Annotated in this window: 21 protein-coding genes; 14 read left to right on the top strand and 7 right to left on the bottom strand. The window is 60.3% G+C overall.

The features are described from left to right. Window positions 1–52: 52 nt before the first annotated feature. The 3 genes from prfB to ftsY are packed head-to-tail and all read right to left on the bottom strand — an operon-like array spanning window position 53 to window position 2852. Entirely contained in the window at window positions 53–1153 is a 1101-nt protein-coding gene (gene prfB, locus IPM16_05840) for a peptide chain release factor 2 (protein ID MBK9122631.1), read from the bottom strand. A gap of 12 nt (window positions 1154–1165) precedes the next feature. Further along, a complete protein-coding gene (locus IPM16_05835) occupies window positions 1166–1951 on the bottom strand; it encodes an RNA methyltransferase (GenBank protein MBK9122630.1) in 786 nt (261 codons plus the stop codon). A gap of 16 nt (window positions 1952–1967) precedes the next feature. After that, entirely contained in the window at window positions 1968–2852 is an 885-nt protein-coding gene (ftsY, locus tag IPM16_05830; GenBank protein MBK9122629.1) for a signal recognition particle-docking protein FtsY, read from the bottom strand. 123 nt (window positions 2853–2975) lie between these two features. Here ftsY and moaC point away from each other — a divergent pair, with 123 nt between their 5' ends. The 4 genes from moaC to rnc all read left to right on the top strand — a co-directional run bounded on the left by moaC (window position 2976) and on the right by rnc (window position 6234). After that, complete coding sequence (gene moaC / locus IPM16_05825) at window positions 2976–3476, top strand: cyclic pyranopterin monophosphate synthase MoaC (GenBank protein ID MBK9122628.1); 501 nt, start codon at window positions 2976–2978, stop codon at window positions 3474–3476. Then, a complete protein-coding gene (moaD, locus tag IPM16_05820; GenBank protein MBK9122627.1) occupies window positions 3473–4195 on the top strand; it encodes a molybdopterin converting factor subunit 1 in 723 nt (240 codons plus the stop codon). The genes moaC and moaD overlap by 4 nt, the downstream gene beginning before the upstream one ends. Before the next feature lie 72 nt (window positions 4196–4267). Further along, entirely contained in the window at window positions 4268–5506 is a 1239-nt protein-coding gene (gene fabF, locus IPM16_05815; protein MBK9122626.1) for a beta-ketoacyl-ACP synthase II, read from the top strand. 2 nt (window positions 5507–5508) lie between these two features. Continuing rightward, window positions 5509–6234, top strand: a complete 726-nt coding sequence (gene rnc, locus IPM16_05810) for a ribonuclease III (protein ID MBK9122625.1) — start codon at window positions 5509–5511, stop codon at window positions 6232–6234. Here rnc and IPM16_05805 read toward each other — a convergent pair. After that, window positions 6231–8267 (bottom strand): endonuclease/exonuclease/phosphatase family protein, encoded by a 2037-nt coding sequence (locus IPM16_05805; protein ID MBK9122624.1) that lies wholly within the window; start codon window positions 8265–8267, stop codon window positions 6231–6233. The two genes, rnc and IPM16_05805, sit on opposite strands and share 4 nt — an antisense overlap. A gap of 104 nt (window positions 8268–8371) precedes the next feature. Between IPM16_05805 and IPM16_05800 the strand changes: the two genes are divergently transcribed. The 9 genes from IPM16_05800 to IPM16_05760 all read left to right on the top strand — a co-directional run bounded on the left by IPM16_05800 (window position 8372) and on the right by IPM16_05760 (window position 19327). Further along, a complete protein-coding gene (locus tag IPM16_05800) occupies window positions 8372–10360 on the top strand; it encodes an amidohydrolase family protein (GenBank protein MBK9122623.1) in 1989 nt (662 codons plus the stop codon). A 12-nt stretch (window positions 10361–10372) separates the two neighbouring features. Continuing rightward, the gene (locus IPM16_05795; GenBank protein MBK9122622.1) at window positions 10373–11206 is read left to right on the top strand and encodes a purine-nucleoside phosphorylase; all 834 of its coding nucleotides are present in this window, start codon (window positions 10373–10375) and stop codon (window positions 11204–11206) included. A gap of 8 nt (window positions 11207–11214) precedes the next feature. After that, entirely contained in the window at window positions 11215–12003 is a 789-nt protein-coding gene (locus IPM16_05790) for a hypothetical protein (protein MBK9122621.1), read from the top strand. A 319-nt stretch (window positions 12004–12322) separates the two neighbouring features. Next, window positions 12323–12880 carry a DUF2520 domain-containing protein gene (locus IPM16_05785; protein ID MBK9122620.1) on the top strand — a complete coding sequence of 186 codons (558 nt, stop codon included), beginning with the start codon at window positions 12323–12325 and terminating at the stop codon, window positions 12878–12880. Beyond that, window positions 12868–13740 (top strand): 3-methyl-2-oxobutanoate hydroxymethyltransferase, encoded by an 873-nt coding sequence (panB, locus tag IPM16_05780; GenBank protein MBK9122619.1) that lies wholly within the window; start codon window positions 12868–12870, stop codon window positions 13738–13740. The genes IPM16_05785 and panB overlap by 13 nt, the downstream gene beginning before the upstream one ends. Then, window positions 13718–14626, top strand: a complete 909-nt coding sequence (locus IPM16_05775) for a pantoate--beta-alanine ligase (protein MBK9122618.1) — start codon at window positions 13718–13720, stop codon at window positions 14624–14626. The genes panB and IPM16_05775 overlap by 23 nt, the downstream gene beginning before the upstream one ends. Window positions 14627–14663: 37 nt before the next feature. Next, a complete protein-coding gene (locus tag IPM16_05770) occupies window positions 14664–16367 on the top strand; it encodes a M3 family oligoendopeptidase (GenBank protein MBK9122617.1) in 1704 nt (567 codons plus the stop codon). A gap of 123 nt (window positions 16368–16490) precedes the next feature. Further along, window positions 16491–18620, top strand: a complete 2130-nt coding sequence (gene ppk1, locus IPM16_05765) for a polyphosphate kinase 1 (protein ID MBK9122616.1) — start codon at window positions 16491–16493, stop codon at window positions 18618–18620. Between the two features lie 17 nt (window positions 18621–18637). Next, entirely contained in the window at window positions 18638–19327 is a 690-nt protein-coding gene (locus tag IPM16_05760; protein ID MBK9122615.1) for a metal-dependent transcriptional regulator, read from the top strand. Here IPM16_05760 and IPM16_05755 read toward each other — a convergent pair. Further along, window positions 19324–19896, bottom strand: coding sequence for a helix-turn-helix domain-containing protein (locus tag IPM16_05755; protein MBK9122614.1), 573 nt, complete (start codon window positions 19894–19896; stop codon window positions 19324–19326). The genes IPM16_05760 and IPM16_05755 overlap by 4 nt on opposite strands. 173 nt (window positions 19897–20069) lie before the next feature. On the opposite strand from IPM16_05755, the gene IPM16_05750 reads away from it, so the two are divergent. Beyond that, window positions 20070–20714 (top strand): redox-sensing transcriptional repressor Rex, encoded by a 645-nt coding sequence (locus tag IPM16_05750; protein ID MBK9122613.1) that lies wholly within the window; start codon window positions 20070–20072, stop codon window positions 20712–20714. Between the two features lie 9 nt (window positions 20715–20723). On the opposite strand, the gene IPM16_05745 is transcribed toward IPM16_05750, so the two are convergent. Together IPM16_05745 and atpC are read right to left on the bottom strand one after the other, a co-directional pair. Continuing rightward, window positions 20724–21737 (bottom strand): rod shape-determining protein, encoded by a 1014-nt coding sequence (locus tag IPM16_05745; protein MBK9122612.1) that lies wholly within the window; start codon window positions 21735–21737, stop codon window positions 20724–20726. A gap of 126 nt (window positions 21738–21863) precedes the next feature. Beyond that, complete coding sequence (gene atpC / locus IPM16_05740; protein ID MBK9122611.1) at window positions 21864–22310, bottom strand: ATP synthase F1 subunit epsilon; 447 nt, start codon at window positions 22308–22310, stop codon at window positions 21864–21866.

The raw sequence follows: 22310 nt of genomic DNA, 5'->3' as shown, positions 1-22310 counted from the left end.
GTGAGGTATGGCTCAGCGGTTTGTTCCCTGATCAGTTGAAGAAGTGCGTCGCCTACTTACCGTTATTCGCTTGGTCGACCTTCATGTGCAAGTAAGCTTCCATAAAGTCGATGAGGCGTCCGTCCAGCACGGCCGTGGTGTTGCCCGATTCGTGGTTGGTCCGATGATCCTTGACCAGCTGATACGGGTGAAGCACATACGAGCGAATTTGGTTACCCCACTCTGCGTTGACGTTCTCGCCTTTGAGGGCCGCTAACTCAGCGTCTTGCCGCTGCCGCTCGAGATCAGCAAGGCGGGCCTTGAGGATCATCATCGCACGCTCGCGGTTCTGCGCCTGACTACGCTCATTCTGACACTGAATTACGATGCCGGTCGGAAGATGCGTGATCCGAACAGCCGTATCGTTCTTCTGCATGTGCTGTCCGCCTGCCCCACCGGCACGGTACGTGTCGATGCGCAGATCTTTCTCGCTAATCTCGATGTCGATGTCGTCTTGGATGTCCGGCCACAGCTCGACTTTTACGAAGGACGTGTGGCGGCGGCTCGCAGAGTCGAACGGACTCAGTCTGACAAGGCGATGCACCCCCTGCTCGCTGCGCAGGTAGCCGTAAGCATAGTTGCCGCGTATGCCCAGCGTCACGCTCTTGATCCCAGCTTCTTCGCCTTCGCTGCGTTCGATCACCTCAACCTTGTAGCCGTTGTCTTCCGCCCAGCGCAGATACATGCGTTCGAGCATCTGAGCCCAGTCCTGAGAATCGGTGCCGCCAGCGCCCGCATGGATTGCTAGGAACGCGTCACGCGGGTCGTTTGGCCCGCTCAACAACGCCTGTATCGACATGCGGTCTACGACAATCTGCAAGTCTGCGTACTCGGCGTCGAGTTCGCCTTCGAGGTCAGGGTCATTAAGGGACGACAGCTCCAGGGCATCGGCGATTCGGGCTTGTAACTTCTGCCACGGCTCGATGCGGGCCTTAAGCCGCGCGATCTCCTGCATGACCTTCTGCGCTGCATCCGGGCTGTTCCAGAACTCAGCCTCGCCCGACTGCTCCTCAAGTTCGGCGACCTTGCGCGCCAAGTCGGCAATCGCGAGGCGGCGCGAAAGGTTTCCCACAATGGTGTTGAGTTCCTTGAACTGCCCTACTGTGACACTCACGACGGGCCACCCTTACTGAATACGCGTCTGCCGATACACTTCGTACATGAGCACCGCACCTGCCGCCGCCACGTTGAGCGAGTCCGCGATCTGACCAGCCATCGGGATGATGATCCGTTCGTCCGCGAAAGCAAGCCATTCGTTCGGGAGGCCGGCGTCTTCCTTACCCATCAAGAGTACGCTGGCTTTGACGAACCGGACGCTGAACGCGTCAGTCGCCGCATCGAGATGCGTGGCATACATGCGCAAGTCACACGCCGAAAAAACTTCTTGCGCCTCAGCCGTCGTCATCTCGTACACGTTTCTCAGAAACACTGCGCCGGTGCTCGCGCGGATCACGTTCGGGTTGTATACGTCAATCGGGCAATCGATCAGGACCACGCTCCCAAAGCCGGCTGCATCTGCTGTGCGCAGAAGCGCCCCGACATTTCCGGGCTTTTCCAGCGCGACGAGCCCGAGTACGGGGCCGCGCCACGCGCGCGCAAAATCCGCTGCTCCGGGCACGGCCGGCCGCACCATCACGGCGGTGATCCCGTCGCTGTTGTCCCGATAGCTGGCCTTGTCCATCGCCTGCGCCGATACGGGAATCTGCACGTCGAGCGGCACATCGCTCAACGACCCGAACAGAGACGATTCGACCAGCACATAGTCCACCTGATGACCGGCGGAAAGTGCTCGCGCCAAATCACGCCGGCTGTCGATGACGTAGCGGCTTTCTTCGACACGCGCACGCTGATCGCGCAGGCGGCGCACTTGTTTGATGCGCGGGTTTTGGAGGCTGGTGATTGCGTCTGCCATGCTGAACTCAGACGGCCTAGTTCTCTCCGAACAAACTGAGCGTGAAGTTCTCGGGATTGAACAACACCATATCGTCCATGCCTTCGCCCAGCCCAACATATTGCACGGGCAGTCCAAGCTCTTCAAATACGGCGAACACCATACCGCCCTTCGCCGAACCGTCGAGCTTGGTCACGATCGCGCCGGTGACGTTTACAATTTCGCCGAACTTCTTGGCCTGTTCCAGCGCGTTCTGGCCGGTCGTACCGTCAAGAACGAGCAACACCTCGTGAGGCGCGTCCGGAACCACCCGACTACACACGGCTTTGACCTTAGCAAGCTCGTCCATCAGGTTCGCGTTGTTATGCAGCCTTCCCGCCGTATCGATGATCAATACGTCGATCCCACGCGCCTTCGCGGCAGTCACGGCGTCGAACACCAATGCAGCAGGGTCACCGCCCTGCTTCCCTGCGATGACCGGTACTCCGACTCGTTCGCCCCACTTCTGCAATTGCTCGATCGCTGCGGCGCGGAACGTGTCGCCTGCGCACAACATGACCTTTCGACCCGCCAGCTTCAGCCGGTGTGCCAGCTTAGCGATCGACGTCGTCTTGCCACTGCCATTCACACCGACGATCAGCACGACCGACAGCTCGCGTCCACTGATGTTCATGGTCGGGGGGAAGCGCAAGCGTTCCTTCAACACTTGTCGCAGCGCGGCCTGCAGACGTTCCGGGTCGCGAATGCCTTCGCGGTTGGCCTTTGTTCGCAAGTCTTCAACGACGGCCTGTGCCGTGTGCACCCCGAGGTCGCTTTGAATCAGAACGGCTTCGATGTCGTCCCAAGTGTCGTCATCGATCGTGCCGCCGCCGCCCAATACCGACGCAAGGCGACCAAAAAACGATTGGCGTGTCTTTGACATGCCGCGACGAAAGATACCCACGCTACTGCTCCGTCAGATATTCAGGGGATTACGAGTGGACATAACTGCGAGTAGTATACAAGTGCCCGATAGCCGTCACAAGATGAGAGGACCAGTCCTGAGATGAGCAGTGACTTGAGCCATTTGGATTCGGTGGGCAACGCGCGCATGGTGGACGTCGGGGACAAGCCTTCGACCGCCCGTACAGCCATCGCCGAGGGCCGCGTTACGATGAAACCGTCAACGCTCGACCTTATCCGCGCCGGTTCGCTTAAAAAGGGAGATGTGATCGCCACCGCCCGGATCGCCGGCGTCATGGCAGCCAAGCGAACGTCCGAACTCATTCCACTGTGCCACCCTATTGCACTGTCGAAGATCGACGTGGACATCCAGCTGTCTTCTGACGCAGATCCGTACGTTCACATTACGGCCGAAGCACGGACAGTCGGGCAAACCGGCGTCGAGATGGAAGCCCTCACAGCCGTCAGCGTCGCCGCACTCACCATCTATGACATGGCCAAAGCCGTCGACCGCGAGATGCGCATTGAGGGAATACGGCTGTTGAGCAAAACCGGCGGCATTCACGGCGATTATCGTGCTAACGATGCGGAGATGCGCCGATGAACATCAACGTCTTGCTCTTTGCTACCCTCAAGGACCAAGTCGGGGCTGGCCGGCTGACAGTCAGTCTCGGCGATGGCGCCGCAATCGGCGATCTCCGTTCGCACCTCGCAGCGCAGCATCCCGCAGCGGCGCGGTCGATCGCCCACGCGATCGCCGCCTTGAACGAGGAATTCGCACAGGGAGATGTCGAGCTTCGCGACGGCGATACGGTGGCGCTGTTTCCGCCCGTTAGCGGCGGCAGCACTGACCGCCCGGAAGTCTATCTGCTCCCTTACGCACCGATCGACATCGACAACCTGCTCGCGCAGATCAGCCCGCCTTCGGTCGGGGCGGCATGCGTGTTCTCAGGGCTGGTTCGCGGCGAGACATCGCGTCCCGGCCATCAACCCAAGACGTCGCGCCTGGAATATGAGGCCTACGAGTCGATGGCCCTCGCCAAGATGCAGCAGGTAGCCGCAGAAATCCGGACTCAATGGCCGCTGGTCGTAGGGATCGCAATTGTTCAGCGGCTCGGCAGCCTTGACGTCGGACAGACGACGGTGCTCATCGCGTGCACGTCTCCACACCGGGACGACGGCTGCTTCGAAGCGGCCCGCTACGGAATCGACCGGCTCAAGCAGATTGTTCCAGTCTGGAAGCAGGAGATCGGCGAGGACGGAGCGACGTGGATCGAGGGCACCTACATCCCGGGAGACGCAGATCGGCGCGCTGACGGCTAGCACGAGCGGGTCGGTGTGTGGTATATACGCCGCAGATTTCGAATACTACTCGGCCGTGTTTGGGAGAGAATTATGGACCGTCGGGTCGTGGTTACAGGCATTGGCGTCGTATCGCCGTGCGGCAACACGGCGGCAGAGACATGGGACAACATCAAGAACGGTCGATCCGGCACCGGCTTGATTACGCGCTTCGATGTCACGAACTACGCCGTGAAGATCGCCGCGGAGGCGAAGGGTTTCGATCCAACCATTGCGCTGTCGCCTAAAGAGGTCCGGCGGCGTGACCGTTTCCAGCACTTGACCGCTGCAGCGGCGCGCGAAGCGATTCTCGACAGCGGCTTGGTCGCTACGGACGAGAATAGAACCCGAATCGGAACGTTTGTCGGCTCGGCAGTCGGCGGCGTCTCAAGCTTCGTAGAAGAAGTACAGGAACTTCAGAGAGTCGGCGATCCGCGGCAAATCACCCCGTTTGCGATCCCGATGCTTATGGGCAACGGCGGGAGCGCACATATCAGCATCGAGTACGGATTTGTCGGCCCGTCTTATGTGTTGACATCCGCATGCGCCACCGGCGCTGACAATATTGGCCATGCAGCAGACATGATCCGGCTCGGGCGGATCGACGCGGCAGTCGCCGGATGCGGCGAGGCCCCGATCGTGCCAATGGGGATTGCCGCGTTTGACCGTATCGGGGCGTGCAGCCGGGACAACGACACACCGGAGCAAGCAAGCCGCCCCTTCAGCAAAGATCGTTCAGGCTTGGTGTTCGGTGAAGGTGCCGGCGTGCTCATCCTCGAGGAGATGGCGCATGCCACCAAGCGGGGCGCGCACATATACGGCGAGATTGTCGGCTACGGCACGACGTCGGACTCGTTTCACATCACTGCTCCGCAGCCCGACGGCTTGGGCGCGGCACGCGCAGTGAGAGAGGCGCTTCGCACGGCGGCTCTGCGGCCGGATCAGGTTAGCTACATCAACGCGCATGGAACGGCAACTGCACTTAACGACGCCATGGAAACCAAGGCAATCAAGGCCGTGTTCGGCGAGTCTGCATACAAGGTGCCGATGAGTTCGACCAAGAGCATGACCGGCCATTGCATGGGCACGACAGCGGCAATCGAGGCAGTGTTCGCACTGTTGGCTATCCGCGACAATGTTGCCCCGCCGACCATCAACTACAGAGAACCGGACCCGGAGTGCGATTTGGATTGCGTCCCAAATCAAGCTCGCGAGATGCCGATTGATGTCGTGATGAGCAATTCGTTCGGCTTCGGCGGCCACAACGTCAGTCTCGTATTCAGGCGAGTCTAGGGATGGACCTCGATCAGCTTCAGCACGACCTCGGGGTTCGCATGAACAACCCGCTGCTGCTGCTGCAAGCAGTCACGCACAGCTCGTACGTCAACGAGCACCCCGATGATGAGGTAGTCGATTACGAGCGACTAGAGTTCCTCGGGGACGCGGTCATCGGCATGATTACGGCGCGTATGCTGTTTTATCGGTTTCCCGACCTCTCCGAAGGTGAATTGACCCGTATCCGTTCGGCACTCGTAAGAACTGAAGCACTGGCCGAGATTGCCCGTTCGATCAAGCTCGGCGAGTATCTGCGCATGGGCCGCGGCGAAGAACGCAACGGCGGGCGCGAGCGAGACACGATCCTGTGCCGGTCGTTCGAAGCCGTCGTGGGTGCCGTGTACCTCGACCTCGGCATGGACGCCGCGGAGACCGTCGTCACCCCCCGGCTAAGCGTGCTTCAACACCGCGTGCTTCAGGATGCGCTCGACAAGGATCCCCGCACCCGGCTTCAGGAACTGACGCAGGCGGAATTGGACATTGCGCCGGCGTACGAGGTCGTCCAATCGACAGGGCCAGACCACGACCGCACCTACATGGTCGCGGTTTCGCTGAACGGCCACCGGCTTGCGACGGGCTCAGGGCGCACGATTCGCACGGCCGGCCACGCCGCAGCGGCCAATGCCCTGCGTCTCTTCGAAGTCGGCGGCAGGTCCGTGCAGGACTTCGCCGAACGAGGCGATTAGCGCAAGGCGAGACTAACGACCGCGAGACGATGGTCGGAAGCCGACGAGTCGATCACGACTGCACCGAGGGGCAGCAGATTTGTGAACAAGTAGTCCAGCCGCGCGCGTCTGCTGGTCTGGACGAAGGTGTGGCTGGTCGCCTGCGGCTGATCGGCGAAGGGATCGGTCAGGTTCGTCTGGCGCATCCTCAGAATGAGGTCGGACGATGGCACGTTGTTGAACGTCCCGCCGACAACGATCCGCCCCAACGAAACAATGCTGCCCTCGCCGTGAGCGAGCATGATCGACAGAATTTCATTGAGCTGCCGAACCTGATCCTGTTCCTGCTCCGAGACGGTACCGCCAACGCCTTCCAGCAATACGCCAAGCCACGTGTTGTACAGCGTGATCGGGCGGTCGTCCGGTTGCAGCACGACGCGTTGCAAGCCTGTTTGCTGGCCCTCGCTGGTCAGTGGCACCCCATCGTCGAACACGATCTCGACGTTCGACAGTACGGCAAGGCCCTGCAATCCCTCGTTTGTGGCGTAGAACCGCCGATCCATTCCGACTTTGCGCGCAAGCCAAAGCGTATGGTCGACACCGAAGCTCGTCAGCCGCCCAGCTTCAACCTCTTGGAGTAGAACGACATTTGCGCCGCTCTGTTGGATGGTGCGCGCAATTGCCTCTAGATCGGTATGGAAGAATTCGTTGTAGCCCGCGTGTATGTTATACGTGCCGATGCGAAACTCGCCGCCCTCGTACGGTTCCACGACCGGTGGCCGCGAAAGGAAGGCCCCGAGAACGACCAGTACGGCCACCACAAGCAGCGACACCAGCGAAGACACGACAGATCCGTCTCGCCATGCCGCACGTCGCCGGCTTGCGATCACCGGCAAGGACGCCGTGACCACCGCTACGATCAGCACGGCGAGGCCCAAACCGCGGAAGCCGCGCAGCAGCGGTGTGATCACCCGGTTCAAGAACTCGAACTGACCCGCGAACTCCCGCACGTACGCGTATTCGAAGGTGAACAAGTCCATTACGACGAACAACGCGAAAACGACGACAGTGACCAGCATCCACATGCCGCTGGCGTTGCGCTCTTTCTCGGCCTGCGGGCGCACGAGCCACCACCACGTCAATGACGCAATGAACTGCGCAGCGACAAGGGCTCCTGCGCCCACCGCGCCCTGAACACGTGTTCCGATCACTAGGAACAAGGCGAGAATCAGCATCCATACCCAGCCCTGTACGGATGAGTCGAACAGCGACACGATCCCGCGAGCCGAACGCTGAACGGCGGGAACAAGCGGGAGCGCTGTCGCGGCGATTAGCGCGGGTACCAAGATCGTGTAATCGTAGGCGGATCGTGCGGCGGAGGCGTTGGGCGAAGCTAGCAGCGCAAGCTGCAAGAACAGCAGTCCACCCAGTCCAAACCCGCCCCACAGCGTAAACAACCCGCGTGAATCTTCGACGTTAAGGCTTGGCGGCCGAATGAAGTTTGCTGTAGTGACGACGACCAGAACTGCGCTCAGGACAATCTGCGCTGAGCCGTATCCGGTCGACAGCGATGGGTCGAGGGTGTTACCAGCGGCCCGTAGGAGTTGGTCGACCGTAAACCCAATCACAAAGGCGTATGGCAGGTGAATGTGCCGGTGGCGAACGAAGACGGCCACCCAGAACAATCCGGTACCTACCGTCAGATAGGCGCCTATTGCAGGCGACACCCCGACAGACGGCAGCGCCATAACGAGGCGCGCACCAGCCACGGCCAGCCCGGCGAGCAGCAGTGTCGAACGCCAGCGTCCCAGCCCAATCGCGAGGAGCGGCAATACGCATGCGATCCCTAATACGATCAGCTCCGATTGCACAGCCGACGGCGACACCAAACCCGGCAAACTCGGATCAACGGTGGCCGGGCTGAGCGCGGGGAAGATCGACGCGCTGGCCGTCCGGCTGTACACGAAGCTGACCGCTGCCCGCAGCGCTTGCACAAAGAACAGGCCGACTAATCCGGCTTCGAGAATGCTGCGCAGTCGATTGAATACCGTCACGCCGTCCCCTCACTGTGGCGTTCGTCCGCGCACGCCCGGGTGTCACGCGGAGTTGATGTATAATGTCGCGCATCACTCGGCGCAACACCGCAAAGGATACCACGATGCAGCGGGTTGATACGATCCTAACTGAAGGTGTCGTCGTCACGATGAATAACGCGTATGACGTCCTTCAGAACGGGGCCGTCGCAATACACGACGGCAAGATCGCCGCGATCGGCCTGACAGACGAGATTCTCGCGCATTACAGCAGCGACACGATCGTCCCGTGCCGAGGGCAGTATATTCTGCCCGGCTTGATCAATACGCATACACACGTTCCTATGACGCTCCTGCGCGGGCTGTCCGACGACCTGCGCCTCGACGTGTGGCTCTACGGATACATCATGCCCACCGAGCGCGAGTTCGTCAGCCCGGATTTCTGCCGCGTCGGGACACAGTTGGCGTGCGCAGAAATGATCAAAGGCGGCGTCACGACGTTCACCGACATGTACTACTTCGAGGCCGATATCGCGGCCGAAACCGCGCGGGTTGGCATGCGGGCCGTCCTCGGTGAGACCGTGCTCAAGTTCCCGGCGCCGGATGCGGCGAGCTACGAAGAGAGCCTCGCTTACGCGCGCACGTTCATCGAAACGTGGAAAGGCCATCCTCTGATCACGCCGGCAGTCGCGCCGCACGCCCCCTACTCGAACACGCAGGAGACGCTGGACAAGTGCGTCGAGCTGGCGGCTGAGTACGGCGTTCCGATGATGATCCACATCGCCGAGACCCGGTCCGAGGCGGAGGATCACCTCAATACCTACAAGCAGACCCTTGTGCATTGGCTCAACAAGATCGGGTTCTTCAGAATTCCGGTCATTGCCGCGCACTGCGTATGGATCGACGAAACCGAAATGCGCATTTTCCGCGAGAAGGGCGCCGCGGTTGCGCACTGCCCTAGTGCCAACCTGAAGCTGGCCAGCGGGATTGCTAGCGTTCAAGACTTGCTCGACAACGGAGTCACGGTCGGGATCGGCACTGATGGCCCCGCGAGCAACAACGACCTCGATATGTTCGAGGAAATGCGCCTCGCCGCGCTGCTCGCCAAGACCCAGACCTTCAACCCGACAGCCGTGCCGGCCAAGATGGCGCTCACCATGGCGACCCGCGGCGGCGCGAAAGTACTTGGCATGACCGACCGCGTGGGCACGCTGGAAGTAGGCAAGGCAGCGGATATCATTGTCGTCGATTCACAGCCGCTGCACAACGTCCCGCATTACGACTTTAACCCGGACAACGTCTATTCGCGCATCGTTTATGCGTCAAAGGCGTCCGATGTCGCACATACGCTCGTAAACGGCGCATTCCTGATGCGCGACCGGCGCCTGACGACGATTGACGAACAGGCACTGCGGATCGAAGCGGTTGGCTATTCGACGCGCATCGGCGCATTCCTTGGCGAATACCAGCGCAACGTGTTGAGCAAACTGATTGCCGTTTCGGTCGGCGTGGAGCGTGGCGAGAGTTTCGAGATTCAGGTGAAGGCGGTGCTGCGCGACCCGTCGGTCATCGAGAACTTGCTTGATCACCCAGATGTCGAAGTCCTGCGGACGACCCACTATCGTCAGCACGACACATACTTCATGTTCGATGACCCGAAAGCGGGCCGGGTTCGCTATCGCGAAGACGACAAGGTCGACGACGACGGCAAGATTCAGGACGTACGCACTCGCCTGACTTACACCTCGCCCGAAAAGGACCGGCAGATCGACTCGACGATCGCGCTGTCACGATCTCGGTTCATCGCCGCAGCTACTCAGCCGCTGCGCTTCTACAAAGAGTATTTCCAAGCCGACTCCGAGCGCACGCTGGACAAGGATCGCCGCCGCTGGTCGATCACCTACCGAGGCGTGCAGTTCTACATCAATGTCGATCAGGTGCTTCAGCCTGCCCAGCCCGGTATGTACATCGAGGTCAAGTCGCGCACGTGGTCGGCACGAGACGCCGACTTCAAGGCCGCCCATGTACAGGAGATGCTGCACATCCTCTCGATCGAGGCGGACGACATCGTGACTTCCGATTACCTTGATATGCTGCCTTCGCCGAACGCCTAAGGACGACTAAACGTGACCACTCACCCGCACTATGGCCCCGCCGTGGAGGCGATTCGCAAGGTTACCGATCGCGTTCCCGACGTTGGTCTCGTCTTGGGCTCGGGCCTCGGTGTGCTGGCCGACGAGCTTTCCGACCGTATTGCCGTGTCATACGAAGACATTCCGGGCTGGCCGAGGTCGACCGTGCACGGCCACAGCGGCCGGCTGGTGTTTGGCACGCTCGAAGGCAAGCAAGTCGTGTGCCAGCAAGGGCGCGCGCACTTCTACGAAGGGTATACCCCGCAGCAGATCACGTTTCCGATCCGCGTGATGCACTTTCTCGGCGTCAAGACGCTCATCTTGACCAACGCGGCCGGTGGCATCAATCTGTCGTACGAAGCCGGCGACATCATGCTGCTCAACGACCATATCAACTTCATCGGCATGGCTGGTGCAAACCCGCTTGTCGGCCCTAACGACGACGCGCTGGGCGAGCGGTTCATTGGCATGTCGACTCCGTACGACACGGTGCTCCGCTCCACCGCCAAAGACGTCGCCAGCGTGCTCGGCCTAGCGATTCATGAAGGGACGTACGCGTGCTTGTCAGGTCCCACATTCGAGTCCCCGGCCGAGGTTCGCATGCTAAGAATTCTCGGCGCGGATGCCGTTGGCATGTCCACCGTACACGAGGTGCTGGTCGCCCGTCAAATGAGCATGCGTGTGCTGGCCTTTTCGGCCATTACGAACAAGGGAATCGACGTTGTCGACAGCCCGCAAGACGCCAACCATGAAGAAGTGCTCGAGACCGGCAAGGTCATCGTGCCGAAGCTGAGTGCCATCGTGCGTGGTGTACTGGCGCGAATTTAAGGCTGCGCATGGCGTTCGTCGTATTCCTTATCGAACAGGTAGCGATCGGGCTGTACATCTTCGCCGGCATCGCTCTCCTGCTCACGCTGCGCCGGCTTGGTCGCGCCAACTACGAGCTGCACGCGACGCGCTTCGAGCTGCAGCGCGACCTCGCACGGTACGCACGCGCCAACGCCTTGACGACGCTTGTCTTGCTGGTCGAAAGCATCCTATTTGTTGTCGCTATTCAGGTTGCTGTCGCGCCAACACTAAGGTCGACACTCGATCTCGCGCCACAGGTGCAAGACGTCATCGTCGACATCGATTTCAACACGCCGACCGCTGCGCCGCTCTCGCAGGTCGATATCGACGAGGAGTCCGTCCCGCTGATTGGCTTCGACAACAACGAAGTGCGGATCACGCCCACGCCAACTGCGACGCCAGTCGGCACGATTGAGCCGGCACCAAGTCCAGTCGGGTGCACCTCTCCCGGGGCGTTCTTGCAGATACCAGCCAACGGTCAGGTGATTCAGAACCTGATCGAAGTCCGAGGTACGGCATTCACCTCCGACTTTGCGACGTACAAGCTGGAGATTTCCGGCGAGTTGACCGGCGGCAGCTACGCGACTATGGAAAGCTACACGCAGCCAGTCGAGACGCTTGGCGTGCTCAGCCAGTTTAACCCGATCATCTATGAGGAAGGGACGTACCAGTTCCGCCTTGCTGTGTTCGACATCACCGACACCCTGCGCGAGTCGTGCAGCGTAACCATCTACATTCGGCGATCGGCGCCGACCCCAACCCCCGGCGGACGCTAGATGAACGACGCCATGCCGGCGGTAGCAATTGTGGGGGCGGGCCGCGTCGGATCGCTGCTCGGGCGTGCTGCGGCGCAGGCCGGCTGCCGTATTTGCACGGTATTCAGCCGCACGTCGCGGCGGGCCGATGTTCTTGCATCCGAACTGGGCGCGGCAACGCCGGTATCGCTCGCCGATGCAGTCGCCGGAGCGGATCTCGTACTACTTACGGTTCCTGATGACGCGATCGCGTTGGTAGCGCAGGACCTCGCCGCGATCGAAAGCTCCGCGGCCATCGCTCATACCTCCGGTTTTTCATTCCATGCACGCCCTCCACGCCGTGGAACCAACGCGCCCGATCGGCGGACTGCATCCGGCGGTGCCAATCCCCACCGTGGAAGAGTCGCCAGCACTCCTCGAAGGCGTCGTATTTGCGATCGAATCCAATCATCCGCGCCTAAGCCAATGGCTGTACAGTCTGGTAAAGGCTTGGAAAGGAGTTCCGTTCGATATACGTCCAGAGTCGAAGGCGTTGTATCACGCCGGTTTGAGCACGGCCAGTAACTTCACCGTCGTGCTATTTGCGATGGCCGAGCGCATGTTGGAGCACACCGGGCTTGACCGTGCGCTGGCGAAGCAAGCGCTCCTGCCGCTTCTGCGGAAAACAGTAGACAATCTCAGCCGGCTATCGGCTGAGAGCGCGCTGACCGGCCCATTGGCGAGAGGCGATCTATCGACGGTCGAGGGGCACTTGGCCGCGCTCAAGGCATCGGGCGAGGGCTACGCGACCTACCTGAGCCTCGCGCGCGCAGCCATTCCGCTGCTCGCCGCACGCGGCGCCGATGTTTCGACCGTCGTCACACTACTGGAAAAATGGGAACAACAATGGCAAGACTAACGATCCAAGACATACAGAAAATGAAGGACGCCGGTGAGCCGATCACGATGGTGACGGCGTATGACGCAACTTCGGCGCGTCTCGCCGAGCAGGCTGAAATTCCTATGCTCCTTGTCGGGGACTCGCTCGGAATGGTCGTACAAGGTCACGAGTCGACCGTGCGTGTCAAGCCGGAGCAAATGGTGTATCACGCCGAGATCGTCACGCGAGTCACGTCTCGCGCGCTCGTTGTCGGTGACCTGCCGTTCATGAGTTACAAGATTTCGCCTGAGCAGGCGATGGAGAATGCCGCCAATCTGATGCAAGGCGCCGGTGTAAGCGCCGTGAAACTGGAAGGCGGCGAGAACATCGCATGGACAGTACAGCGTCTGGTGGACAGCGGCATCCCCGTCATGGGGCATATTGGCCTGATTCCTCAGAGCGTCAATCAGTTGGGTGGATTCCGCGTGCAGGGGCGTGAACTCGGGCCTGCGCGACAGCTTCTGCGCGACGCATTGGCGCTCGAGGATGCAGGGGCGTTCGCGATTGTTCTCGAGCTTGTGCCATCCGAATTGGCGGCGTACATCACAGAACAGCTTCGCGTGCCAACAATCGGCATCGGCGCCGGGCCGCATACGGATGGACAGGTGCAGGTCTTCCATGACCTATTCGGACTTGCCGGCGACTTCCTGCCGCGACACGCCAAGCAGTACGGCAACTATGGGGAGTCCATCGTCGCTGGTCTGAGGCAGTACGCCGCTGAGGTATCCGCACGTACGTTTCCCGCGCCAGAGAACTCCTTCAAGCTCAGTCCGGACGTGCTGGCTGCCCTGCGCCGTGAGAACGAGGCCGACGACTATGCGCGTCATCACGACGCATAGCGAACTGCAGACGGCACGACGGAGTGTGGCCGGTTCCGTCGGGGTGGTAATGACCATGGGGGCACTGCACGACGGCCATCTGGCGCTGGTGCGAGCAGCACGTGCCGAACACGCAACGGTGATCGCCACGATCTTCGTCAATCCCACTCAGTTCGGCGCAAACGAAGACTTGTCGCGTTATCCACGCACGTTCGAAGCCGATAGAGCGATGTTAGAAGCCGAAGGTGTCGACATCCTCTTTGCACCAACCGGTGATGTCGTTTACCCGGCAGGCTTCCAGACGACGGTCAAAGTCGGTGAAATTGCATCGATGTACGAAGGCGCCGCGCGTCCCACCCACTTCGACGGCGTCGCCACGGTGGTGCTTAAGCTGCTCAACATGACCCGTCCGGACATGGCGTACTTCGGTCAGAAAGACGCGCAGCAGGTTGCGATCATTCGCCGAATGGTCCACGACCTCAACGTCCCCGTGTCGATCGCGGTGATACCCACAGCGCGCGAGGACGATGGACTTGCACGCAGCTCAAGAAACCGGTTCCTGTCTGCAGACGAACGACGCATCGCCCCGGCGTTGCATCGCGCGCTGTTGAACGCGGCGGCGGCGTATGACAGCGGAACACGTGAGATTGAGGCACTCTGTTCGGCAGCACGCGGCGTGCTGCATGCTGCAGGCATCGCGTCCATCGACTACGTTGATATCGTCGCTCCGGCCACGTTCGCACCCGTGGCCGGAGCGGCTGATGGTCCCGTGTTGGTGGTGTCCGCGATCCGAGTTGGATCGGTTCGACTGCTCGACAATCTGCTACTCCCGGAATCGTTGAACACGCGCGCTGGACTCACGGCGAACCTCGGTGCAATTAGTGACGAATCGCCGGAACTTTGTTAAACTGTTTCCAACGTTGTAATTCATTTGAGAGGGCGTAATGACCGCTACCGCACCAACCGACGCAACACAGGCACTGGACTGGCTTTGGGAGGACTACGAACCGTTCTTCGCCGCGCTCTACGAGGCCGACTTGAACGCAGCAACGCTCGAATCGTGGCTCGGCGAGTGGTCGGCGATCGCAAGCGTCGCCATGGAAGTATTGTCCCGCATCTCGGTGGCGACCACCGTCGACACAACCGATGAGGTTGCCGAACGGCGCTACAACACTTACATGGAGAAGGTCTACCCGCCGCTTGCGATGGCCAACAACAAGTTGAGCGAAAAGCTTGTCCGCAGCGAGCTCGAGCTAGACGGTTTCGAGATACCGCTCCGCAACATGCGATCCGACCTCGAAATCTTCCGTGAGGAGAACCTCCCCCTGCAGACAGAAGAGAGCAAGGTTAGTCTGGAATACGACAAGCTGAGCGGCGCGCAGACCGTCGAGTGGGAAGGCGCAGAGGTGACGCTGGCGCAGTTGACGCCGGTCCAGCACGACCGGGACCGCGAGCGCCGCGAACGCGCGTGGCGGCTCGCCATGGAACGTCGCCTCACCGACCGCGCCGCGTTCAACGACTTGTGGCGACAATTCCTCACGCTGCGCGTTCAGATGGCCAAGAATGCAGGTTTCAGCAACTACCGCGATCTGAGGTGGAAACAGTACCATCGCTTCGACTACACGCCAGACGACGCCAAGGCGTTTTGTGCAGCCATCGAAGAAACTGTGGTACCTGCAGCCCAACGCATTTTCGAACGCAAGCGCGCCGCCCTCGGATTAGAGACCCTCAAGCCGTGGGACACCGAAGTCGACCCGTTTGGCGCCGACCCGCTCAAGCCGTTCGCGAGCGTCGACGACCTGATTGCACGCACGGGTGCGATCTTCAATCATGTGGATCCCGTCCTCGGCGGCTATTTCGAGACAATGGCAAACGAGCGCCTGCTCGACCTCGACAATCGCAAGGGCAAGGCGCCGGGCGGCTACTGCACCTACTTCGAGGTCGCCAAGCGACCGTTCATCTTCATGAACTCGGTCGGCCTGCACGACGACGTGCAGACCATGCTGCATGAAGGCGGCCACGCATTCCATGCGTTCGCATCGTCCGACCTACCCTACTTCCAGCAGAAGAACCCGCCGATGGAGTTCTGCGAGGTCGCGTCGATGGCGATGGAGCTGCTCTCTGCGCCTTATCTGTCCACCGAATACGGCGGCTTCTACAATCCAGCAGAGGCTTCACGCGCCCGCACCGAGCATCTCGAAACCATTCTGCGCTTCTGGCCGTATATGGCCGTCGTCGACCTGTTTCAGCACTGGGTCTATGAAAACGCCGAGGCGGCCATGGACCCTGCGGAGTGCGACGCACAATGGTCGCAGATTTGGGATCGGTTCATGCGTGGGATCGACTACACCGGACTAGACGACATCAAGGCGACAGGTTGGCATCGCAAGCTGCACATTTTCCATGTTCCGTTCTATTACGTGGAGTATGGGCTGGCACAGCTGGGCGCGGTACAAGTGTTTGGCAACGCCAAACGGGACCAGCCCTCCGCCGTTGCGAAGTACCGGTCCGCGCTGGCTCTGGGTGGCACTGTGGGACTTCCGGACCTTTTTGCCGCGGCCGGCGTCAAGTTCGCCTTCGATGCCAAGACACTGGGCTCTGCGGTCGAACTGCTGGAACAGACGCTTAGCGAACTTGCCGAAGCGTAATTGCCGCGCGGTGGGATTACAGGCGGGCACGTGCCCGCCTGTTTTCGTTCCCGTGCTTGCGCCAATGTCTCGCATCAGCCACAATCGTCTAGCTTCCGAGGAAAATACGTTTACCGAACCTCAATGCTTCCGAAACTGCCGTCTCTCAACCCAGACAACTATATCAATCGAGAACTCAGCGCGATTGAGTTTAATCGCCGCGTGCTTGGGCTCGCACGCGACGAAGACATCCCGCTGCTTGAACGCATCCGTTACGTCTCGATCGTTGGCAGCAATCTGGACGAGTTCTACATGGTACGCGTATCGTCGTACATCAAGAAGATCCGAATGGAGATCGACACGTCCCGGCCGGACGGATTCGCGCCGGAACGGTTGGTCTACACCATACGTGAACGGGTGCTCGGCCTGCTTGACGAATTGCGCGGAATCACACGCGACTTGCTCGAGCAGCTCATGCAGACGGGTGTATACGTACAGCACGCTTCGGACCTCCACGACGACGACCGCGCGATGCTGCGAGAGTACTTCGCGCAGGAGATCTATCCGATCTTGACCCCATTGGCCGCGGACAGCGCGCGCCCGTTCCCGTTCATCTCGAACCTGAGCATGAACATCGCGATCTTCCTTGCGTACCCCAATGAGCCTGACGATCCGGAGCTCTACGAGTTTGTCCGCATCAAGATTCCCGAAACGCTCCCGCGTCTTGTGGACATCAACCTTGTGCGGCGCAGGTACAAGGATAGCTCTGCTTCCGACGGCATCCAGTTTGTTTGGATCGAAGACGTGATTTCGGACAACCTCGACCTGCTATTTCCCGGTATGAGGGTCGTCGAGCACCATCCTTTTCGCGTGACGCGCAACGCGGACATCGACTACGAGCACGAGAAAGAGGACGAGGGGTTCGACTTTAGCGAATTGATCGAGAACAGCCTGCGCGAACGACGTTTCGGCGCGGTCGTCCGGCTCACCGTACAAGATACGATCAGCCACGTGATGCTTCAACGTCTGACCGAAGAGCTGGAAGTCGTGCCCGATCGCGACGTGTACATTGTGGATGGCGCGTTAGGTACAGCCAGTCTGGCGGAACTGGCGGCGGTTGATCGTCCAGACTTGAAATTCCCCAAATACACGCCGCGGATCCCTGAGCCGTTCCAGCTTGGTCAGGACATGTTCACAACGATCCGGCAGGGTGACGTCTTGATCCACCACCCCTATGACTCGTTTGCGCCGGTCGAGGAGTTCTTCAAGGCTGCTGCACACGACCCCGACGTGGTTGCCATCAAAGCGACGCTTTATCGTATCGGCCGCGACTCGCCGCTCATTCAGTCGCTGATCGAAGCACGAGAGAACGACAAGCAGGTGACCGTCTTGGTGGAGCTTAAAGCCCGGTTCGATGAGGAGAACAACCTCGAGTGGGCGCGCCAGCTGGAAGAGAAAGGCGTTCACGTCACCTACGGTGTCGAAAAGCTCGCGATCAAGACTCACGGCAAGATCTGTCTGGTTATCCGCAAGGAAGGCGAAAGTCTGCGTCGATACGTGCACTTGGCGACAGGAAACTACAACAGCGGCACAGCCCGCTTCTACAGCGACATTGGCTTGTTCACATGCAACCCGGAGTTCGCGGACGACGCCACCCGTCTCTTCAATCGGCTTACTGGTTTCGCGCCTGCGACCCAGTACAAGCGTCTGCTGGTTGCTCCGGAATACCTGCTGCCCTCGATGCTTCAACTCATAGACAACGAGGCAAGCGCCGCACTGCAGGGCAAGCCCGCCCGCATCATCATGAAAATGAACCAGCTCGAAGAAGACCGGATCATCCAGCACCTCTACCGCGCGTCGCAATGTGGCGTCAAAGTCGACCTCATTGTGCGCGGTCTGTGCTGTTTGGTACCCGGGCTCGCTGGAATGAGCGAAAACGTTCGAGTCATAGGGATAACCGGCCGTTATCTCGAACACTCGCGGGTCTACTATTTCCAGAACGCACCAGTGGACAGGCGAATCTATATCGGCAGCGCAGACCTCATGCGGCGAAACTTGTATAATCGCGTAGAGATCGTCAGCCCGGTAATTGACCCGCGCCTGCAGCGTCGTCTGCTTCGAATCCTGCACACGGATTTACAGAATACCGATGGTGCTTGGCTCCTTGATCCGAGCGGAACGTATCACCCGATCCTTCCCGTGCCGGGACACGAGCCGATCGACAGCCAGACGCACTTCATGCGCGACAGCTTCGGGATGGATCTGCCAGCGTAGTCGACAGGGCATGCTTCATGAGTGCACACAAGTCTGCTGCAGGGCCGAATGCGTCGGAGTCGGTAGAGAACTTTCTCAAAGCGGTTTACACGCTCCAGCATGTGACCGAGCGCGTGTCGACGAATGCGCTCGCAGAACGCCTTAACGTCACAGCGCCGTCTGTGACCGACATGGCGCGGCGCCTAGAAGATGCAGGTCTACTGAACTATCAGAAGTATTACGGTATGCGCTTGACGGACGAAGGCGAACGCGTGGCGCTCGCCGTGATCCGCCGGCACCGTCTCATCGAGCTGTATCTCGTGCGCGAGCTTGGCTACGACCTGCACGAGGTCCACGACGAAGCGGAACGCCTTGAACACGCTGTGTCCGATCGGTTCGTCGAAGCAATCGACCGAAAGCTCGGTACGCCGGACATCGACCCGCATGGTGATCCGATCCCGACTGCAGAAGGAGTCGTCACGCCGGTGTCGGCGCTGCAGCTTACCCAACTGACGCCCGGCTCGGCTGGCATTGTCGCCCGGCTTGACGGCGGTAGCGCGGAGATCCTACAGCATCTCGCTGCGCGCGAGATCCGACTCGGAGATGAGATCCTGCTGGTGTCGTGTAATGAGGACTTCGACTCGCTGGACGTCGAAATAAACGGTCGAAGTGAGACGATCGCCCGCGCCATCGCTGGCTCGATCTACGTGAACTCGGAAGAGTCTTAGCCGAGGTCGATGCGCGAGATTTGGTCGACTTTGAGCTCGTTGAGCCGGCCGAGGATCGTCGTCATCACGAGCTGCGCAAAGCGAAAAAACGCCTGCATTTCGGTAATGCGATCGATATACAGGTCGGCGGTGTGCTGATCTGCCGCGTTCATCGAGCCACGCGCGTGCTCGAGTGTCTTGATATTGTCCTGAAGGACGTTAAGCGCGCGATCCACCTCGCGCAGTTCGCGCCCCTTTAGAATGTTCGTGAGGATCTGAAGCAGGTCGGTTTCCGCCTCGTAGTACTTGCGACGATCGCCTCGCCCTCGCAGCCACACCTGCCGTACCATTCCCAACTGCTCGAGGGTGCGCATGTTCATGCTAACGCTGGCCTTCGAGATATCGAGCCGGTCCATCAGGTCATCCAGCGACATCGGCTCCCCGTTGAGCAGCAGCACGCCGTAGAGCTGGCCCATAACCTTGCTGAAACCGAAGTAGTCGGCAAGCTGGCTGAGGCCATCGAGCATACTGTCCTGAACATCAAGCAGATGAGGGTTGACCTCACGGTCGGGATGTTGTTCCGATGTCATGCACCCAACTTCCGGGAGTCGCGCAGTGCTGCCAGGCACGTAGATCGAGAGCATTGTATCACCAAATCGCGCAGTCACCTAAGCGAGCCCCGGGTGGTAGCACAATCAGGGAAACAATGATATGATGTTGCGCATGATACACTTTTCACAAACGAGCCCCGGTTTAGGTGTAAATGGCCTCAAACAACGGCAGCGGTAATATCCCTGATATTGTCATTGGTCGTCTACCGATCTATCTCAGGGCGCTCAACCGCCTTGCGGCAGAAGGGCAAGAGATCACGTCGTCGCATGAGCTGGGCCAGAGGCTTGGCATCAGCTCGGCGCAGATTCGCAAGGATCTGTCGCACTTTGGCGGCTTCGGCAAACAGGGTACTGGCTATCAGATCGGTTTCCTGCAGGATCGCCTGCGCAAGGTGCTTCACGTCGACCGCGAGTGGGAAGTCGCTCTGGTCGGCGTCGGCGACCTCGGTAAGGCCATTGCGCGCTATCGCGGGTTTGGCGACCGCGGATTCCACATTAGCTGCCTGTTCGACAGCGCGCCAGAGAAAGTCGGCCAGCGGGTGGAGAGCCTTGTCGTTCAGCCCCTCACCGAACTTCAGTCCACAATCGAGACGCGCGGCATTAGGCTGGCAATGATCGCCGTGCCCGCTGAGTATGCTCAAGATGTCGCCGATCATCTCGTGGCGGCAGGCGTGCGCGGAATTCTGAACTACGCGCCGATCAACCTGAGCGTGCCAGCCAACGTACAAGTACAGTACATCGACCCGGTTGTCGGGCTGCAACGTATGACGTATTACGTTGAGGGTGAACTGATCTAGGCGGAAACGCTAACTCTGCGCGATTCTACGCTGGAGCGCCGGGTCCTCTAGAGCGCGCCCTGCTCCGGAAGCCACGGCAATCATCGGGTTCTCTGAACGATAGACGGGTACGCTTGCCTGGGTCGTCAGGTACTGGTCAATTCCACGCAGCAGCGCACCACCCCCGGTAAGGATAACTCCCCGGTCAATGATGTCCGACGCCAGTTCCGGCGGTGTTGCGGCAAGAACGTTCTTCACAACGGTGGCGATCTGACCCAACGGCTCTTGCAGCGCCTCGACGACTTCGCCGGTCGTGATTCGTTCGGACCGCGGCAGCCCGGTGCGGCTGTCACGTCCTTGAATGTCCATCGCCAGCGGTGTCGGCAGGGGTACTGCCGCCCCGACCTGGATTTTGACCGCCTCCGCCGTTGGCTGTCCAATGTTAAGCTGGAACTTGCGCCGGACGTACTGGATGATCGCGTCGTCCATGCGCAACCCGCCGACGCGTCCGCTTTCAGCGCGCACGATCGCGTTCATCGATAGCACGGCGGCCTCGGTGATACCGCCGCCGATATTGACGACCATATCGCCCGCCGGCGTCGCGATGGGCAACCCTGCCCCGATCGCAGCTGCCAGCGGTTCCGGGATCGTGAAGACCTCCCGCGCGCCTGCGGCCAGTGCCGCCTCGTAGACCGCGCGTCGCTCCACACTGGTAACGCCATACGGAACGGACATCATTACGGTCGGCTTGAACAGCCTTACACGTCCGGTCACTTTGCCGAAGTAATAGCTCAACATCGCCTCAGTGACTTCGTAATCGGCGATCACGCCGTTCTGCAGCGGGCGCACGATCTGGATGTCTTCGCTGTCGACCTTGCCGAGCATCTCACGCACGGGCTGACCGATCTCGATGACCGGAATACGACGCAAATCCTCTTCCGCCGCGAGCGCGACGAGTGACGGTTCCTGCAGCACGATCTGGCCCGCTTCCCAGATCAGCGTGTTGATCGTCCCGAGGTCGACACCAAGCTTCTTACCGAGCATTGTGCGGCTTTCTTGAGCGAGTGGTGATGGCGGTAATGTACATGGCGGACACGAAAAAACAACGCCCGGGACGACGCACTGCACCCCGGGCGCTGATGTGTTTTCTCTTGAGCGCTTCGATCGCCGCTACTCTTGCTCGACGATGCGAATGCCGGGGCGGCTCTGCGCCCGCGATGCGATCTTGTGCGCTAACTCGGCGCGCCGCATCGCCATGTTGATCTGCTGGCGTGCCGCTTCCGACAGCCCAGCCTGCCCTTCAGCCATCATGCGCGCCGCTTCCTCGCGGGCACGGTCGATAGCCTCGATGTCAAGCTCGAATGACGACTCAGCGAGTTCGGCCAAGATGGTCACCTTGGTGGGCCGCACGTCGACGACGCCGCCATAGATCGCAAAACGCTCTTCGGCCGGGCCCTTACGCACGATCAACTCACCGTAACCCAATGTGGTGAGCACCGGCGCATGGTGCGGGAGGACACCCATGATGCCCTCGGAGGCCGGAACGACGACCATGTCGGCTTCGAGTTCTTCGAACACCTTGCGCTCTTTGCTAACGATTTCAACCGCAATTGGCAT

It is taken from the genome of Candidatus Flexicrinis affinis, assembly GCA_016716525.1.
Taxonomy (GTDB): Bacteria; Chloroflexota; Anaerolineae; order Aggregatilineales; family Phototrophicaceae; genus Flexicrinis; species Flexicrinis affinis.
This window is presented reverse-complemented; position numbering and strand designations above follow the sequence as displayed.

Excerpts from the sequence above, each read along its gene's own strand:
- IPM16_05835 (MBK9122630.1), bottom strand. The coding sequence starts at position 1,951 with ATGGCAGACGCAATCACCAGCCTCCAAAACCCGCGCATCAAACAAGTG.
- ftsY (MBK9122629.1), bottom strand. The coding sequence starts at position 2,852 with ATGTCAAAGACACGCCAATCGTTTTTTGGTCGCCTTGCGTCGGTATTG.
- moaC (MBK9122628.1), top strand. The coding sequence starts at position 2,976 with ATGAGCAGTGACTTGAGCCATTTGGATTCGGTGGGCAACGCGCGCATG.
- moaD (MBK9122627.1), top strand. The coding sequence starts at position 3,473 with ATGAACATCAACGTCTTGCTCTTTGCTACCCTCAAGGACCAAGTCGGG.
- fabF (MBK9122626.1), top strand. The coding sequence starts at position 4,268 with ATGGACCGTCGGGTCGTGGTTACAGGCATTGGCGTCGTATCGCCGTGC.
- rnc (MBK9122625.1), top strand. The coding sequence starts at position 5,509 with ATGGACCTCGATCAGCTTCAGCACGACCTCGGGGTTCGCATGAACAAC.
- IPM16_05800 (MBK9122623.1), top strand. The coding sequence starts at position 8,372 with ATGCAGCGGGTTGATACGATCCTAACTGAAGGTGTCGTCGTCACGATG.
- IPM16_05790 (MBK9122621.1), top strand. The coding sequence starts at position 11,215 with ATGGCGTTCGTCGTATTCCTTATCGAACAGGTAGCGATCGGGCTGTAC.
- panB (MBK9122619.1), top strand. The coding sequence starts at position 12,868 with ATGGCAAGACTAACGATCCAAGACATACAGAAAATGAAGGACGCCGGT.
- IPM16_05775 (MBK9122618.1), top strand. The coding sequence starts at position 13,718 with ATGCGCGTCATCACGACGCATAGCGAACTGCAGACGGCACGACGGAGT.
- IPM16_05770 (MBK9122617.1), top strand. The coding sequence starts at position 14,664 with ATGACCGCTACCGCACCAACCGACGCAACACAGGCACTGGACTGGCTT.
- ppk1 (MBK9122616.1), top strand. The coding sequence starts at position 16,491 with ATGCTTCCGAAACTGCCGTCTCTCAACCCAGACAACTATATCAATCGA.
- IPM16_05760 (MBK9122615.1), top strand. The coding sequence starts at position 18,638 with ATGAGTGCACACAAGTCTGCTGCAGGGCCGAATGCGTCGGAGTCGGTA.
- IPM16_05755 (MBK9122614.1), bottom strand. The coding sequence starts at position 19,896 with ATGACATCGGAACAACATCCCGACCGTGAGGTCAACCCTCATCTGCTT.
- IPM16_05750 (MBK9122613.1), top strand. The coding sequence starts at position 20,070 with ATGGCCTCAAACAACGGCAGCGGTAATATCCCTGATATTGTCATTGGT.
- IPM16_05745 (MBK9122612.1), bottom strand. The coding sequence starts at position 21,737 with ATGCTCGGTAAGAAGCTTGGTGTCGACCTCGGGACGATCAACACGCTG.
- atpC (MBK9122611.1), bottom strand. The coding sequence starts at position 22,310 with ATGCCAATTGCGGTTGAAATCGTTAGCAAAGAGCGCAAGGTGTTCGAA.